General features: G+C 69.2%; 15 protein-coding genes and 2 tRNA genes. 7 read left to right on the top strand and 10 right to left on the bottom strand.

What is annotated here, in order from left to right; translation table 11 throughout:
- Positions 1-134: 134 nt before the first annotated feature.
- Complete coding sequence (locus Cco03nite_RS40460; RefSeq protein WP_203699351.1) at positions 135-977, top strand: GNAT family N-acetyltransferase; 843 nt, start codon at positions 135-137, stop codon at positions 975-977.
- Here Cco03nite_RS40460 and Cco03nite_RS40455 read toward each other — a convergent pair.
- Both Cco03nite_RS40455 and Cco03nite_RS40450 read right to left on the bottom strand, forming a co-directional pair.
- Positions 974-2,146, bottom strand: a complete 1,173-nt coding sequence (locus tag Cco03nite_RS40455; RefSeq protein WP_203699350.1) for an MFS transporter — start codon at positions 2,144-2,146, stop codon at positions 974-976. The genes Cco03nite_RS40460 and Cco03nite_RS40455 overlap by 4 nt on opposite strands.
- Before the next feature lie 265 nt (positions 2,147-2,411).
- A complete protein-coding gene (locus Cco03nite_RS40450; protein ID WP_203699349.1) occupies positions 2,412-3,260 on the bottom strand; it encodes a DMT family transporter in 849 nt (282 codons plus the stop codon).
- Between the two features lie 41 nt (positions 3,261-3,301).
- On the opposite strand from Cco03nite_RS40450, the gene Cco03nite_RS40445 reads away from it, so the two are divergent.
- Positions 3,302-3,982 carry a helix-turn-helix domain-containing protein gene (locus Cco03nite_RS40445; protein WP_239168059.1) on the top strand — a complete coding sequence of 227 codons (681 nt, stop codon included), beginning with the start codon at positions 3,302-3,304 and terminating at the stop codon, positions 3,980-3,982.
- A gap of 90 nt (positions 3,983-4,072) precedes the next feature.
- Here Cco03nite_RS40445 and clpX read toward each other — a convergent pair whose 3' ends face one another.
- From clpX to tig, 4 genes are all read right to left on the bottom strand, one after another.
- Complete coding sequence (gene clpX, locus Cco03nite_RS40440; RefSeq protein ID WP_203699348.1) at positions 4,073-5,365, bottom strand: ATP-dependent Clp protease ATP-binding subunit ClpX; 1,293 nt, start codon at positions 5,363-5,365, stop codon at positions 4,073-4,075.
- A gap of 199 nt (positions 5,366-5,564) precedes the next feature.
- Entirely contained in the window at positions 5,565-6,218 is a 654-nt protein-coding gene (locus Cco03nite_RS40435) for an ATP-dependent Clp protease proteolytic subunit (RefSeq protein WP_155369939.1), read from the bottom strand.
- Positions 6,219-6,230: 12 nt separating this feature from the next.
- Positions 6,231-6,842 carry an ATP-dependent Clp protease proteolytic subunit gene (locus Cco03nite_RS40430; RefSeq protein WP_203699347.1) on the bottom strand — a complete coding sequence of 204 codons (612 nt, stop codon included), beginning with the start codon at positions 6,840-6,842 and terminating at the stop codon, positions 6,231-6,233.
- A gap of 157 nt (positions 6,843-6,999) precedes the next feature.
- Positions 7,000-8,367, bottom strand: coding sequence for a trigger factor (gene tig, locus Cco03nite_RS40425; protein ID WP_203699346.1), 1,368 nt, complete (start codon positions 8,365-8,367; stop codon positions 7,000-7,002).
- Between the two features lie 245 nt (positions 8,368-8,612).
- Between tig and Cco03nite_RS40420 the strand changes: the two genes are divergently transcribed.
- The 3 genes from Cco03nite_RS40420 to Cco03nite_RS40410 all read left to right on the top strand — a co-directional run bounded on the left by Cco03nite_RS40420 (position 8,613) and on the right by Cco03nite_RS40410 (position 9,424).
- A complete protein-coding gene (locus Cco03nite_RS40420; protein ID WP_203699345.1) occupies positions 8,613-8,921 on the top strand; it encodes a hypothetical protein in 309 nt (102 codons plus the stop codon).
- 287 nt (positions 8,922-9,208) lie between these two features.
- Positions 9,209-9,285: transfer RNA gene (locus Cco03nite_RS40415), tRNA-Pro, on the top strand.
- Between the two features lie 65 nt (positions 9,286-9,350).
- Positions 9,351-9,424 (top strand) — tRNA-Gly (locus tag Cco03nite_RS40410).
- Positions 9,425-9,525: 101 nt separating this feature from the next.
- On the opposite strand, the gene Cco03nite_RS40405 is transcribed toward Cco03nite_RS40410, so the two are convergent.
- The 4 genes from Cco03nite_RS40405 to Cco03nite_RS40390 form a co-directional block, all read right to left on the bottom strand.
- Positions 9,526-10,704 carry a tyrosine-type recombinase/integrase gene (locus tag Cco03nite_RS40405; RefSeq protein WP_203699344.1) on the bottom strand — a complete coding sequence of 393 codons (1,179 nt, stop codon included), beginning with the start codon at positions 10,702-10,704 and terminating at the stop codon, positions 9,526-9,528.
- A complete protein-coding gene (locus Cco03nite_RS40400; RefSeq protein WP_203699343.1) occupies positions 10,704-10,922 on the bottom strand; it encodes a helix-turn-helix domain-containing protein in 219 nt (72 codons plus the stop codon). Before Cco03nite_RS40400 ends, Cco03nite_RS40405 begins: the two co-directional genes overlap by 1 nt.
- A 157-nt stretch (positions 10,923-11,079) precedes the next feature.
- A complete protein-coding gene (locus tag Cco03nite_RS40395; RefSeq protein WP_203699342.1) occupies positions 11,080-12,837 on the bottom strand; it encodes a replication initiator in 1,758 nt (585 codons plus the stop codon).
- Positions 12,834-13,181 (bottom strand): hypothetical protein, encoded by a 348-nt coding sequence (locus Cco03nite_RS40390; RefSeq protein ID WP_203699341.1) that lies wholly within the window; start codon positions 13,179-13,181, stop codon positions 12,834-12,836. Before Cco03nite_RS40390 ends, Cco03nite_RS40395 begins: the two co-directional genes overlap by 4 nt.
- Positions 13,182-13,397: 216 nt before the next feature.
- Here Cco03nite_RS40390 and Cco03nite_RS40385 point away from each other — a divergent pair, with 216 nt between their 5' ends.
- Entirely contained in the window at positions 13,398-13,997 is a 600-nt protein-coding gene (locus Cco03nite_RS40385) for a helix-turn-helix transcriptional regulator (RefSeq protein ID WP_203699340.1), read from the top strand.
- Entirely contained in the window at positions 13,994-14,350 is a 357-nt protein-coding gene (cutA, locus tag Cco03nite_RS40380) for a divalent-cation tolerance protein CutA (RefSeq protein ID WP_239168058.1), read from the top strand. The genes Cco03nite_RS40385 and cutA overlap by 4 nt, the downstream gene beginning before the upstream one ends.
- The last annotated feature ends 531 nt before the right edge of the window (positions 14,351-14,881 follow it).

Below are 14,881 nucleotides of genomic sequence, written 5' to 3'. Positions count from 1 at the left end.
CCCCCCGACCCGGATGCAAATCGGGGTCGGTTGTCGCCGGTCACGTCCCGTCGTTCGCCCATCTTAGCTGGTCAGACGGTCGCGATGTCGGTAAAGGAGTGTTCCGGTGAGCGTCCTGGAGGCAGAATCCAACCGTGAGAGTGACCGGGGACACAGCGCTGGCCGAGTTCACCGCCGCGGTGATGCCCTGGCTGAGAGCCGAGCCGGTCCGCAACAACCAGCTGCTGACGCTGCTGCAGTCGCGGATGGACGGCATCGTCCTGGCCGAATCGGACCTGCTCATGCTGCGGGTGCTCGGCGACGGCGGCGAGCTCGCCGGGGTCGCGGTGTGCCCGCCGCCGTTCGCCATGCTGCTGAGCGAGCTGGCCGAGGGGGCGGAGCCCGTCCTGGCCGAACACCTCGCCGAGCACGCGCCACAGGTGCGGCGGTTCACCGGGCTGCCGGACCAGGCGCAGCGGGTCGCGGCGGAACTCGCCCGGCGCGTCGGTGGCCGGGCCGCCCTGCTGGCGTCGTACCGCATGTTGGATGTCGTGCGGGTGGCGCCGCCGGCCGGGGTGGCCGGACGACCGCGGGAGGCCACGGCGGCCGATCGGGACCTGCTGGTGGCCTGGTCCGCGGCATTCCAGCGGGAGGCGCTGGCGGACCACCCGCAGTCGAACCCCGCCGCGCCGATCGACGGCCGGCTCGCCCTGGGCGGGCTGCTCTGGCTGTGGGAGGCCGGCGGGGAGCCGGTCAGCATGGCCGCGATGACCGCGCCCGCGGCCGGCGTCGTACGCCTCAACATGGTCTACACCCCGCCCCGCCGCCGCGGGAACGGCTACGCCGCCGCCCTCGTCGCCGCGGTGAGCGCGGCGGTGCTGACCGCGGGGCTGCGTCCGACGCTCTTCACGGACCTCGCCAACCCGACCAGCAACAAGATCTACCAGGCGATCGGGTACCGGCCGCTGCAGGACACCGCGATGTGGGAGGTCGGCTAGGCCGACGCGGCGGCCGGTTCGCGGTGGGCGATCTCGGCCGAGCGCAGCCTGCCCGCGGCCAGCGCGACGATCGCGATCAGCCCTGTCACCAGCGCGAACGAGAACGGCAGCGAGGTGGCGTGGGCGATCCCGCCCATCAGGCCCGGCGCGGCCAGCCCGGCGCCGTACGACACCGTCGCCACGCCCGCGATCGCGTGGGCGGGATGGTCGCCGGTGTGCCCCGCGGCACTGAACGCGAGCGGGACCACCACGGCGCAGCCGAGGCCGATCAGGCCGAAGCCGAGCACCCCGACCAGCGGCGTCCAGGCGGTGACGACCAGCAGGCCGCCGGCGATGCCGACGATCCCGGCCACCCGCACCGTGCCGACCGCGCCGAAACGCCGCACGACCGCGTCGCCGACGAGGCGACCGCCGGCCATGGACAGCGCGAAGGCGCTGTACGCCACCGCGGCCTGCCCCTCCCCGGCGTCCAGGATCTGGCGCAGGTAGACGGCGCACCAGTCGGCGGTGGCCCCCTCGGCGAAGACGGCACAGAAGCCGACGAGCCCGATGATGAGCACCGGTCCGCGGGGCAGCGAGAACCGCGGTCCGTCGTCGGAGACCGGCACGGGCGCGTCAGGCAGCAGCCGGCGCCCGGCCGTGACGCCCACCACGGCGAGCAGCACACCCATCACGCCGAGGTTCACCGGGGCGCTGACACCCAGGTATGCCGCCCCGGCCCCGATCCCGGAACCGATCAGGCCGCCGACCGACCACATGCCGTGCAGGCTGGACATGATCGAGCGGCCGAGCCGCCCTTCGACCTCGACGCCCTCGGCGTTCATGGCGATGTCGGAGGTGCCCGCGGCCGCACCGGCGAGCAGCAGCATGCCCATCAGGGCCCACTGGCTGGGCGCGAGGGCGACCACGCCGATCGCGAGGCTCCAGGCCGCGATGAGGACCCTGGTGGTGGTACGCCCGCCCCAGCGCTGCACCAGCCGCCCGGCGAACGGCATCGTGCTGAGCGAGCCGACCGCGGGCATGATCAGCGCCAGGCCGAGCGCGCCCTCGTTGAGATTCAGGTTCTCGGCGATCCACGGGATGCGGGACGCGAAGCTGCCGCTGACGGCACCGTGCACCGCGAAGACCGTCGCCACCGCCCAGCGGGCCCGCGTCACCACCGAAGTCACAGACGGACCTTACGTCCCGCCATCCGCCGAAACCACCCTCCGCCGTCACCGCCCCCACCCCTGTCCCGCATCCCGGACACCACGCGCCGCCGCACCCGGTAGTCGGGCGGCCTGAACGACCAGTCGGCTGCAGCTTCGGGGAAACTGCGGCTTGCGGTTACCGCAATCCGGCGGTTTCCCCGAAACTGCAGGGCGTTCCGGTCGCGGGCCGCCGGGACAGTCGGCCGCGCGGCATGGCCCGGGTCGCGCGGCTCGGTGGCGTGGGTCAGAGTGCGGCGAGGACCAGGGCGGTCGCGGCCAAGCCCAGGCCGGCGAACTGGATCCGGCGCAGGCGTTCCTTGTTGACGGCCAGGGCGAGCAGGACCGTGCTCGCCGGGTAGAGCGAGGCGATCGGGGCCACGACGCTCAGCTGCCCCTGGTGCGCCGCCAGTAGGTAGAGGCCGTTGGCCGCGATGTCGAGCGTGCCCGCGACCGCGGTGAGCGCCAGCGCCCTCCCGCGCAGGCGCAGGGTGCCGCCCATCGGCCGGAGCAGCAGGAGGCCGACCGGGATCGAGGCGAGCCGGGCGGCGGCCAGCGGCCACATGCCGGCGCTCTCCCCGGCCTGGGCCAGCAGCAGAAAGAAGATTCCGAACATGGCCCCGGAAGCCAGCGCCAGCCCGATCACGCGCGGGCCGGTCGCGCTCGCGCCTTCCGCGGGGCCGAGGCTGACCAGCGCGATCGCCCCGATGGCGCAGACCGCCCCGATGAGCGAGGCGGCGGCGGGCCGTTCGCCGAGCAGCAGCCCGCCGGTCAGCGGCACGAGCGCGGAGGTGACCGCGGTGACGGGGGCCACGACGGCCATCGCGCCGCTCGCCAGCCCTTGGTACAGCAGGACAATCCCGAAAAGTCCGGCAATCCCGGCAGCCATGCCCCATCCCAGCGCCGACACGCCGAGCCGACCCGGGACCAACAGGAGGAAAGCTGCGATCATCGGTATCGCGCACAACTGCGATACCACGGTCACCGAGTAGGAATGGCCACGCACGCTCGCGGCGCCCTGGACGGCCTTGCCGCCGCAGAAGTCGGCGGTGCCCCAGACCAGGGCGGACGTACCCGCGAGCAGGATAGAGATCACGACGAGTTCGTATCACAGTATTGACCGCAAAGGACAGCGCGTTGACCGATACGACGATCGAACGGGCCCGATCCACCGCACGCGGCGACGGTTCGCACGCGCCCCGGCCCCGGCATCTGCCCCTGGACGAGATCAATGCCGCGGTGGCGCTGCACGTACGCGCGCTGCGGGCCGGCCGCGGCTGGTCCCTGGACGAGCTCTCCGGCCGGTCCGGGGTCAGCAAGGGCATGCTCGTGCAGATCGAGGGCAGCCGCACCAATCCGAGCGTCGGCACGCTCGCCCGCATCGCGGACGCCTTCGGGGTCACCGTGGCCCGCCTGCTCCAGCCCGCCGCCGACCGCACCGTGCACCTCAGTGAGATGGACGACGCGCCGGTGCTGTGGCGCGGCGGGCGGGGCGGCACAGGACGGCTGCTGCGCGGCCTGAACGATCCGGACTTCGTGGAGCTGTGGGACTGGCGCTTCGCCCCGCAGGAACGTTATGAGGCCGAGGAACTGCTGCCGGGCACCCGGTGCATGGTGCACGTGCTGGTCGGGCAGATCGCGGTCACCGTCGACGGCGTCGACCACCCGGTGCACGTCGGGCAGACCCTCGACTTCCGGGCCGACCGGGCGCACACCTACCGCAACGTGCTGGACTCCCCCGCCCGGCTGGTCATGATCGTGGCGATGCCGCCCGGCGACTTCGACCGCCGCCGGGGCTCGCTGATCGCCCAGCGCTGAGCCGCGGTACGGCGAAAGCGCCGCCCGGAGACACGGCCTGACACGACGAAAGCGCCGTCCCACGGCTGCGGGACGGCGCTTCTCGCGTGTTCAGGCGGTCTTCTCCTCGCGGTGGTGCCGCGCCCGGCGGCCGGTGCTGATGTCGCGCCGCGGCACGATGGTCGGGTAGACCTTCTCCAGCACGGTGTCGCGGGTGATCAGCACGCGCTCGGCGTTCGGGTCGCTGGGCACCTCGTACATCACGGAGAGCAGGACCTCTTCCATGATCGCGCGCAGGCCGCGGGCGCCGGTGTTGCGCAGCATGGCCTGGTCGGCGATGGCCTCCAGGGCCTCGGAGTCGAAGTCCAGCACGACGTTGTCGAGCTCGAACAGGCGCTGGTACTGCTTCACCAGGGCGTTGCGGGGCTCGGTCAGGATCTTGACGAGCGCCTCGCGGTCGAGGCTGCGCACCGTGGTGATGACGGGCAACCGGCCGATGAACTCGGGGATGATGCCGAACTTCAGCATGTCCTCCGGCATGACCTTGGCCAGCACCTCGTCGTTGGTGCGGTCGGACACGGCCCGCAGGTGCGCGCCGAAGCCCAGGCCCGAGCGCGCGGTGCGCTGCTCGATGATCTGCTCCAGGCCCGCGAACGCGCCACCGCAGATGAACAGGATGTTCGTGGTGTCGATCTCGACGAAGTCCTGGTGCGGGTGCTTGCGGCCGCCCTGCGGCGGCACGTTGGCCCGGGTGCCTTCCAGGATCTTCAGCAGCGCCTGCTGCACGCCCTCGCCGGAGACGTCTCGGGTGATCGAGGGGCTGTCGGACTTGCGGGCGATCTTGTCGATCTCGTCGATGTAGACGATGCCGGTCTCGGCGCGCTTGATGTCCCAGTCGGCGGCCTGAATGAGCTTGAGAAGGATGTTCTCGACATCCTCACCCACGTAGCCGGCCTCGGTCAGCGCGGTCGCGTCGGCTATCGCGAACGGGACGTTGAGCATGCGGGCCAGGGTCTGCGCGAGGTGCGTCTTGCCGGTGCCCGTCGGGCCGATGAGCAGGATGTTGCTCTTCGCGACCTCGACCGCCTCACCGCCCCGGGTGTGCGCAGCCTCGGCCTGCAGCCGCTTGTAGTGGTTGTAGACCGCCACCGCGAGCGCCTTCTTGGCGCCGTCCTGCCCGACCACGTACGAGTCGAGGAACTGGCAGATCTCCATCGGCTTGGGCAGCTCTTCCCAGCGGACCTGCTCCTCGCCGGCGAGCTCCTCTTCGATGATCTCGTTGCAGAGGTCGATGCACTCGTCGCAGATGTAGACGCCCGGCCCGGCGATGAGCTTCTTCACCTGGCGTTGCGACTTGCCGCAGAAAGAGCATTTCAGCAGGTCGCCGCCGTCGATCCGTGCCACCTACGACTCCCCCTGCCCCTGAAGCGGACGAACATCGAGCCGCACGAGACGGCGCGACATCGGTTCTGCCTTGACGTTACCTGTTGTGAGCCGGTTTGCGGCGTCCCCACCCCGCCTACCGATGAACCAGATTCTGACACGCCGCTGTGACAGCGGTGTGGTGCCGTCCACCTGTTGGGGTGGACGGCACCACAGAGGTTCAGCGAGCGCCCGCCATGAGGCTCTTCTTGCGGCTGGTCATCACGGAGTCGACCAGGCCGTAGTCGAGCGCCTCGGCGGCCGTGAGGATCTTGTCGCGGTCGATGTCCTTCTTGACCTGGGCCAGGTCCTTGCCGGAGTGCCGCGACAGCATCTCCTCCAGCTGGGTGCGCATGCGCATGATCTCCCGAGCCTGGATCTCGATGTCCGAGCCCTGCCCGTAGCCGCCCTCGGTGGCCGGCTGGTGGATGATGATGCGCGAGTTCGGCAGCGCCAGGCGCTTGCCCGGGGTGCCCGCCGCCAGCAGCACCGCCGCGGCGCTGGCCGCCTGGCCCAGGCACACCGTCTGGATGTCCGGGCGCACGAACTGCATGGTGTCGTAGATCGCGGTCATCGCCGTGAACGAGCCGCCGGGCGAGTTGATGTACATGGTGATGTCACGATCGGGATCGGCCGCCTCCAGCACCAGCAGCTGCGCCATCACGTCGTTCGCGGACGCGTCGTCGACCTGCACACCCAGGAAGATGATGCGGTCCTCGAACATCTTGTTGTACGGGTTGGTCTCCTTCGTCCCGTACGACGTGCGCTCGATGAACGACGGGATGATGTAGCGGTTGCTGACCTCGGCGAAGCTCGGCTTCAGGTTTGGAAACATCGTTGAACTCCTTCAGTTCCCGACCGGCACGGCCTGCGCCGAAGTGATCACGTGGTCGATGAAGCCGTACTCCTTGGCCGCCTGCGCGTTGAACCAGCGGTCACGGTCGCTGTCGGCCTCGATCTGCTCCACCGGCTGGCCGGTGTGCTGGGCGATCAGGTCGATCATCAGCTTCTTGGTGTAGATCATCTGCTCGGCCTGGATGGCGATGTCGGCCGCGGTGCCGCCGATGCCGCCCGAGGCCTGGTGCATCATGATCCGCGCGTGCGGCAGCGCCGAGCGCTTGCCCTTGGCGCCGGCGCACAGCAGCATCTGCCCCATCGAGGCCGCCATGCCGAGCGCGATCGTCGCCACGTCGTTCTTGATGTACTGCATGGTGTCGTAGATCGCCATGCCGTCGTACACCGAGCCGCCGGGCGAGTTGATGTAGAGGTAGATGTCGCGGTCCGGGTCTTCGGCGGACAGCAGCAGCAGCTGCGCGCAGATCCGGTTGGCGACCTGGGTGTTCACGTCACTGCCCAGGAAGACGATGCGCTCCTTGAGCAGGCGGTTGTACACAGAATCATCGAGGCCGCCGGCGATCGGATCGGAACCCCGCGCAGATGGAACGTGCAGCTCGCTCATATCGGCAGCCTTTCTCGTTGTCCTACAGCGACCCTAACCGCTGCCAGTGACGGCAGCTTCCCCGAGATCCGCGTGTTCGCTGTCAGCGCACCCGGCCCCGGCATGAACGGCGAAGGACCCGCCCACGGTGGTGAACGGGTCCTTCGCGATGCTCATCTCAGTGGTTGTGACCCTCGTGGTCACCGTGGTCGTGGCCCTCGTGGCCGTTGTCCTCGCGCAGCGAGTCCAGGCTCAGCACCTCGCCGTCGGTGTCGGTCATCACGACCCGCTCCATGACCAGCGCCAGCGCCTTGCCCCGGCGCACGTCGCCGTAGACGGCCGCCGCCGCGCCCTGCTGGACCAGGCGGTCGTAGTACACCTGCGGGGCGACCCCGGCGCGCTGGGCGCGGTGCACGATCTCGTGACCGTACTCGTCGTCGGTGACCTCGACGTTCTCCGCCTCGGCGATGGTGTCCAGCACCAGCTGGATCTTCACGCCCTCGGCGGCCGCGTCGGCGAGCTCGGCGTCGATCTGCTCCTCGGTCTTCTCCTCGGCGGCGAGGTACTCCTCCAGGCTCGCGCCCATGCGCTCGAGCTGCTCGACCATGGCGGCCTTGCGCTGCTCGACCTCGTCGGAGACGACGCCCTCGGGGGCCGGCACGTTGGCCTGCTTGACCAGCTCGGCGAGCGCCTTGTCCCGGGCCGCGTACAGCTGCTCGACCTTCTTGACCCGGGTGATCCGCTCGCGCAGGTCGCCGCGCAGCTCCTCCAGGGTGTCGAACTCGCTGGCCAGGCCGGCGAACTCGTCGTCGAGCTCGGGGAGCTCCTTCTCCTTGACCGTGCGCACGGTCACCTTCACGTCGGCGTCGCGGCCGGCGAACTCGCCGCCCACGAGCTGGCTGGTGAAGGTCGCCTCCTCGCCGGCGGCCAGGCCGACGACGGCCTCGTCCAGGCCCTTGAGGAGCTGGCCGGAGCCGACCTCGTGGGAGATGTTGTTGGCGGTGCCGCCCTCGACCTCGGCGCCGTCGACCGTGGCGATCAGGTCGAGCTGCACGTAGTCACCGGTGGCGGCGGCGCGCTCGACCGTCTTCAGGGTCGCGAAGCGCTGGCGCAGGCCGTCGACCTGCTCGTCGATCTCGGCGTCGGCGATCGCCAGCGGCTCGACCTCGACCTTGATCGCGCTCAGCTCGGGCATGGTCAGCTCGGGGCGCACGTCGACGTCCGCGGTGAACTTCAGCGGCTGGCCGTCGGAGAACTCGAGGTTGTCCACGGCCGGGCGGCCCAGCAGCTTGACCTCGTGCTCGCGCACGGCGGCGAAGATCTGCTGCGGGATTGCCTCCTCGATCGCCTCCTGCAGCACCGCGCCGCGGCCGACGCGCTGGTCGATGACCTGGGCCGGGATCTTGCCCTTGCGGAAGCCGGGGATGTTCACCTGCGCCGCGATCTCCCGGTACGCCTTCTTCAGGCTCGGCTCGAGCTCTGCGAACGGCACCTCGATGGCGAGCCGCACTCGCGTCGGGCTCAGAGTCTCGACGGTGCTCTTCACTGGCGTACTCCTTGGGATCTTTCGGTCGTTTTGACGGGCCTTCGCACTGTACTGCTCGGCCACGCCGCGTCATGAGGCCGGTCCGACACGCGGACACGGAGCCCGGTCGAGTGTAGGCGAATACCTGGTTGGCCCCTGGCATCGGGCCGCGGTTCTCGGCGGATGTCACACATCTCGGGCGCGGCACCACCATAATATCCAGCAAAGCAGACAAACTGGGCGGGTTGTCCGGGGAGGGGTCCGCCGTGCCACCGATCGATGCGTCAATCCTGCTCGCCACCGTGCTCGCCGACGTCGGCGGGCCGCTGCTGAGCCTCGCGCCCGCCGCCGAACCGCTGCCGCGCTCGCTCGCGGCCCCGATCGTCGCCCTGGCGGCCGGCCCGGCCGACGGCAAGGAGATGGCCCTGCTGGGCGCTGCCTTCTTCGCGCTGCTCACCATCGCGCTGACGGCTTGGCTCCATTACAAGATCAGGCCGGAGCGGCTCACCCCGGCCAACGCGCACCTGGCGCACCAGGACCGGCCCACGCAGCCCGGTGGAGCCCCATCCGCCTGATCGAACAAAGCCCCACCGGGGGTCCGGGCCACACCGCCGCGCCACCGGCCCCCGCGGAAGGCGCCGGCCCAGAAGTGTCAACGGCTCGGACGAACGAACCCCGGTGCACTCCTGGACCGGCGAGCGAGGGGCGAATCGTCTCCCCGTCCCTGGCTCCACCGTAGATCGGCACAGGGGTCGGCACGGGGCAAATGCCGAAAATGATTCACAACAGGACACGGTTATATGGGTGTGCGACCGGGTGCGAAGACCGCATACACTTCCGGGGGCGCCGGTCACCGGCGCAACGGGGTGTAGCGCAGCTTGGTAGCGCACTCGCTTTGGGAGCGAGGGGCCGTCGGTTCGAATCCGGCCACCCCGACCAGCAACGGTCCGGCACGTCGACCTCGCCGACGGACCGTGCTGACAGGCCGCTAAACTAGGGGCCGCGCGGGCGTAGCTCAATGGTAGAGCTTCAGTCTTCCAAACTGACTACGCGAGTTCGATTCTCGTCGCCCGCTCCACAGAGAAAGGCCCAGGTCACTGGCGGAAACGCTGGACCTGGGCCTTTCTCGTACCTGAGATCATTTACCTGCCGTGCCAGCCACGTGCCATAAGCGCCTCATCAGTGCTCTGCGGCGTCGTCGCCTTGGTCGTCGTCGGCGACCCGTGCCGGATCGGAAGCCGGTCTCTGGTGACGCCTGATCCGGTCGTCCATGCCGGTCGCGATCTCCTTGTCCCGATCCCGAGTGGCGTGCTGGTAGATCAGGGCCGCCCTCATGCTGGAGTGGCCCATACGGTGCATCAGCTCCCGCGTGCTCGCCCCGGTCGTGGACGCCAGGTGGTTGCCCGTGTGGCGCAGGTCGTGGAAGGTGAAACCGTCCGGGAGTCCGGCTCGGCGCACCGAGTTCTTCCACTTCACCGCCCGGCCGAAGTTGCCGGAACGGAGCAGCGCAGCCCTCTCCCCCGTGAACACGATCGCTTCGCCGTGTGAGGCGACGAACTCGTCCAGGTGACCGCGAAGTACGTCAACGGCCACCATGGGGATCGACACCTGACGCTTGCCCGCCTCCGACTTCGGTGCGCCGAACTCCAGCCGCTTGCGCAGGGCAGCCAGCTTCCGGGGGACGCGCACTACCGCCTCCTCCAGGTCGACATCACACCGGCGCAGTGCGGCCAGCTCGCCCCAGCGCAGGCTGGAGAACGCGGCGAAGATGACCAGCGCGCGGTATCGTGCCGGCATGACGTCCGCCAGTGCGTAGACCTGCGGAACCTTGGCGACCGTCCGCTCCGGGGTGTGGTACCGGTCGTAGCCCTTGATGCGGCAGGGGTTCTCGCGGATGATGCCGTCTTCCTTGATCGCCGTGTTCAGGATGGCGCGCAGTAGGGCGTACGACTTCACCGCCTGTGGCTCCGAAGTCCCAGCGTCCAGCAGGTGCCTACGCCAGGTCCTGATGGTCTGCGGCTTGATCGAGCCCAGCGGCAACCTGCCGAGGTGAGGACCGATGTGCAGCCGGAACAGGTCTTCGTAGCCCTCGCGGGTGCGGGGCTCTAACTTGCGCTCGGATATCCAGCGCGGCCCGTACTCGCCGAGCAGGATCTCCCCCGCTTCGGGCGGCACCCACTCCCTCTTGATGATCTCCGATTCGACCAGCGTGAGCCATTGCACCGCTTGGCTCTCCTTCTCGAAGGTCTGCGGTGCTTTGCGCTCCAGCCCATCCGGGCCGACGTAGCGGGCCTGCCACCTGCCCGACGGCAGCTTCCGGACGTTGCCGAAACGCCGACGTCCCCTCTGACCAGCCATTACCCGATCTCCCTCAGTTGCTGCCGGACCTGGCTACGGGTCATTGGCTCGACGCGATTCCGGTCGACGTACTCGCGCACCGCGTGTGTCGTGAAGCGGACAAGCCGCCCGACCTTCACGTAGGCGATGCGTCGCTCAGCGACGAGACGCCGCACGAACCTGGGCTTGGCGCGTAATAACGTGGCGACTTCCTCACCAGTGAGCAGCTGCTCGGACATAGCGGTATCCCTCCGTGATTGGTGGTCTGGCGGTTGGTGAGCCGGTGTTTGGTCGGAGCTGTTGCACCGTCCGGAGCTGAGCCAGGACGGTCCAGGACGGTCCGGGACGGCCAGGACGAGGACCGAGGAGGGTCCGGCGTCCAGCGGTCCCCATCTGTCAGGCAGCGAGGGTTAGGTGGGCGGTGCCGGTCGGTGGTGCGGTGTCGAGTGCTGCCTGGAGTTCGGTGTGCCAGCGGCGGCGTTCGGAGACAGCGCGCATGAGCCGCTTGGCGAGGCTGTCGACGTCGGGGTCTTCGGGCCGGGCCAGCTCGAACGAGTAGCGGTTCGGGTCCTCGGCGGCGGTCGTCTCGTCGTCGGCGAGTGCGCCGGCAAGGACGGTGCGGACCCACGCCCTGTTGTCGGCGCGGTGGTCGGCCAGGGTCTTGCCCGACCACTGGCGCGAGACGAGGACTCGGCGTCCGGTGAACCCGAGCGTTGTCCGCTGGTGCACTTTGCCGGAACAGCGACCCGGCACCATGCCCGGCTTTGCCGCGTCGGGCTGGACGCCGTAGAGCAGCCAGTTGGCGCAGGTCGGGGAGCAGGGCAGCACGGCCAGTTCGGCGTGGAGGCGGTCGAAGTGGGCCTGTTGCGGGTCGGTGCGTGGGTGGGTGTTGTCGACCAGGTCTTTGGTCAGGTACTTGGTCACGTACCGGATGGCGCGCTCGGCGTCCTTGGTGCCGTGCTCGATCCCGCGTGCGTCGACCCGCCCGAGCCGAATCACGTCGGCGGGGGTGGCGTGCTCGTCGTCCAGGGCGTCAAGCGCGGCTTGCCACGTGGTGAGCGGCTGGCCGGTGCTCGGGTCGCAGTAGCCGCCGATCTCGGCGCTCCAGGTGGGGACCTTGCCGCCGACGTCGTAGACCAGGGCGTCGAAGTGGGGCCACCACACCTGGTGGTAGGTCGCGGCGGCGACCTGGCGCATCAGCGCCCGGGGCACGGTGCCACGCACGGCGAAGTGGGCATGAGGAGCGAAGCGCTTCTGCAGCTCGACCGCTCCGGCGTACTGCACATTCCAGCCAGCGGCCCGACGCAGGTTCTGCCAGAACCGATCCAGGACCTTCGCGAAGTGGATCGCATCCAGCGCCGCGCGCCGGTAGTCGTACGTGCTCGGGTCCACGGGGGTGCCGATCAGCGGGTCGAACTCGGCGTGCAGCCGACCGCACTCACACGGCGCGACCCAGCTACCGCGACGGTGGGCCGAGTGCACCGGGCCGTGTGATCCGAGGGTCAGGGTGAGCAGGGTCGAGGGGCGGTGGGTCTTGCCGTCTTTACCGCGGTAGACCCGGCCGACCGTCTTTGCCTGCACTGGCAGCTTCGGCAGGTCGATCGCGTCAGCGCGTCGGCGCGTGGACCGGACCCGCTTCGGAGCCGTGTCATCGGCGGGAATCAGGGTGCCGCGTATCCGGCACTGCGCCAGCTGTTCGTCGATGTCGGCCACGGCGGAGTCGATGTCGGCGACCTGCGCGGCCCGCTCCGCCGGGGACAGGTGCTCGTAGGCCAGGGCGGCGCGGTCGAACTCCAGATGAGCCCGCGTGGTCACCAGCGCCACCACGTCATCGGCTGGAGCCTCAACGGGCACGGTTGGCTCTTCGTCCAGGTGCCAGCCCTCGCGGATCTGCTGACGGCGCAGCTTGCGGGCACGCTCGGCACAGGGCTTGCACTTGGACGCCAGACGGGCACCGCAGGGCACGTCGATGACCTCGGTCAGGCCGGTTTCCAGGTCGGTGCGGCGGATGGCCAGGGGGCGGACGCAGACGCCGTTGTGCTCGGCCATGGCGACCAGGACCTCACGGGCGATCGGCATGGCCAGCCGGTCGGCGCGCGACCCGGGCCGGACAGGCTCAGGGTCACGCACCGCTGGTTCGGTGGGGCTGGTCACCGCAGCTCCCACACGTACACCAGGTCGTCGGCGTCGCTGCCGTAGCAGACCAGCTCCGGACGGCCCACCGCCTGGGGGGTGGGCTGGTTCTTCTCGGACTCGGCCAGCAGCTGCGCGACCCGCGAGGACAGCTTCGGGACCTCCATCAGCCCACCCGCACACGGGCACCCGCCGACCTGGGAACCGTCGCACTCCGAGCAGATCTGCCACACGGACTGGTCGTGCAGGTCCACGCACTTCTGCGACTGGCACCAGCGGTCGCCGCACCAGAGGCAGAACTGAGCGAAGTTCAGCCGAACGGGCTTGAGGACAACCCCCGCAGGGGCGGTAACCTGGGTGAGCATCGCGATCCTCTCCTAAAGGACTCGTTGCGACGGCCTCGGCGAGTTCCAGCTCGTCCGGGGCCTTTCTTGTTTCCCTGGTACCCGAAAGTCCCCTAGGGGACTTAAACTGCCTCCAGTATGCGGACTGATGCGTCCTGTCGTCAAGGACTCTTTCGTCCCCTGAAGGACCCGAGCGTCCGCTTGCACGGACTAAGGCGTCCCCTCACGATGGAGGGCATGGAAATGAGCGAGGTTCTGCGGCAGCGCCGCGCCGAGCTGAACATGTCGCAGGCCGACCTAGCGGCGGCCGTAGGTATCGACAAGCGTCAAATTCGACGCTATGAGGCTGGGGAGCAACAACCTGTGCTCTCCGTAGCTGTTGCGCTCGCAGAAGCGCTAAAGATCTCGGTCGGCGAGCTAGCCGGAATACCGAGCCACCGAATCAACCTGACTGGGGACTGGTGGGCATCCTGGCAAACCTTCAAGGACCACGACGAGGTGATCACGGCACAAGAGATCCGGTTCCGCCAGCAAGGCGACCACATCGACGTGAACACCACGACCCGAGGCATCACAGTCGAGGACGGCGGCTATCACTGGCGAGGTGAGCTACGCCTGTGGGACAACGAGGTCTTGATGGGCTGGTACGCCGCGAACGACGGCTCTGTCCGCTCCAAGGGGACCATGTACTTCGTCCTGCACCCGCATGGCCAGCAGATGCGCGGCAAATGGGTCGGCCTCAGCTACGACGGAAAGATCGTCACCGGTTGGGGCGGCATCGGGCGCACCGAAGCCGATGCCCGAGCCATCATCGACGAGATGAAGGTGAGCCAGTGAACGTGCCGGCGTCGTCCGAGGGCATCTGCGAAGTGGTCATCACGGCTCCAAGCGCCGATTGGCTGGCCGACTTCACGCGGAGCCTGGTCACCGACCGCCTAGCCGCGTGCGGGCACAACATCCAGCCGATTCGGTCGATCTACCGATGGGCTGGAGAAGTCCACGACGACAGCGAAGCTCGCGTGGCGCTTCACACCCGAGCGTCGCTGGTTGATGCGATCGTTGAGCGCACGAGCCGCGAACATCCCTATGAGGTGCCGTGTGTACTGGCAGTTCCTGTTTTTGGGGGTAACCCCGAGTACGTGAACTGGGTTCTCCGGGAGACCGAGCCGGAGCCGGCTCAGACAGCCTGACCCGACGTTCTGGCGCTGATCTCGAAGGTCCGATGGCCGCTTGTTGGTCATCGGACCTTGCCGTCTTCACCGTCAGGTGTCGGATCGGTTCCGCTGGATGATTGCCGAATTAATCTCTATGGGATCAAGGGCCGCGCACGCGTGGCCCGGCGCACCGCGTCTCCCCCCGCGCTCTGCCTCCGGCCCGCGCGGGGGACGCGGGCGCCCGCCCCAGTGTTCACCTAGAACCCTGAGCCGAGTTCGGACCGTCATCGTGGACCAGGCCGTTCCTCCCGTGACGCCGTCATGTCCGAGCACCACAGCTTCCTCAGACCTCGGGGCTCTGCCCCGAACCCCGGCCACCGCTTCAGAGATGCACCGGGCAGAGCTGAGGGATGGGGGTTGGAGGGGAGGAGGGGGTTGGGGTGGTGATCTCCTTACGACGTCACCCGGAGGGCATGTCAGCGAACCTCGGTGCCGGCAAGGGCCAAGCCGCTACGCGGTCGGCTACGCCGAGCCCTTGCCGGCACCGAGAACCCCTGACTTGGTCTG

The organism is Catellatospora coxensis (assembly GCF_016862635.1).
GTDB classification, from domain to species: Bacteria; Actinomycetota; Actinomycetes; order Mycobacteriales; family Micromonosporaceae; genus Catellatospora; species Catellatospora coxensis.
This window is presented reverse-complemented; position numbering and strand designations above follow the sequence as displayed.

Coding starts and splice junctions, on each gene's coding strand:
- Cco03nite_RS40435 (WP_155369939.1), bottom strand. CDS start 6,218: ATGTTTCCAAACCTGAAGCCGAGCTTCGCCGAGGTCAGCAACCGCTAC.
- Cco03nite_RS40430 (WP_203699347.1), bottom strand. CDS start 6,842: ATGAGCGAGCTGCACGTTCCATCTGCGCGGGGTTCCGATCCGATCGCC.
- Cco03nite_RS40405 (WP_203699344.1), bottom strand. CDS start 10,704: ATGGCTGGTCAGAGGGGACGTCGGCGTTTCGGCAACGTCCGGAAGCTG.
- Cco03nite_RS40400 (WP_203699343.1), bottom strand. CDS start 10,922: ATGTCCGAGCAGCTGCTCACTGGTGAGGAAGTCGCCACGTTATTACGC.
- Cco03nite_RS40390 (WP_203699341.1), bottom strand. CDS start 13,181: ATGCTCACCCAGGTTACCGCCCCTGCGGGGGTTGTCCTCAAGCCCGTT.
- Cco03nite_RS40385 (WP_203699340.1), top strand. CDS start 13,398: ATGGAAATGAGCGAGGTTCTGCGGCAGCGCCGCGCCGAGCTGAACATG.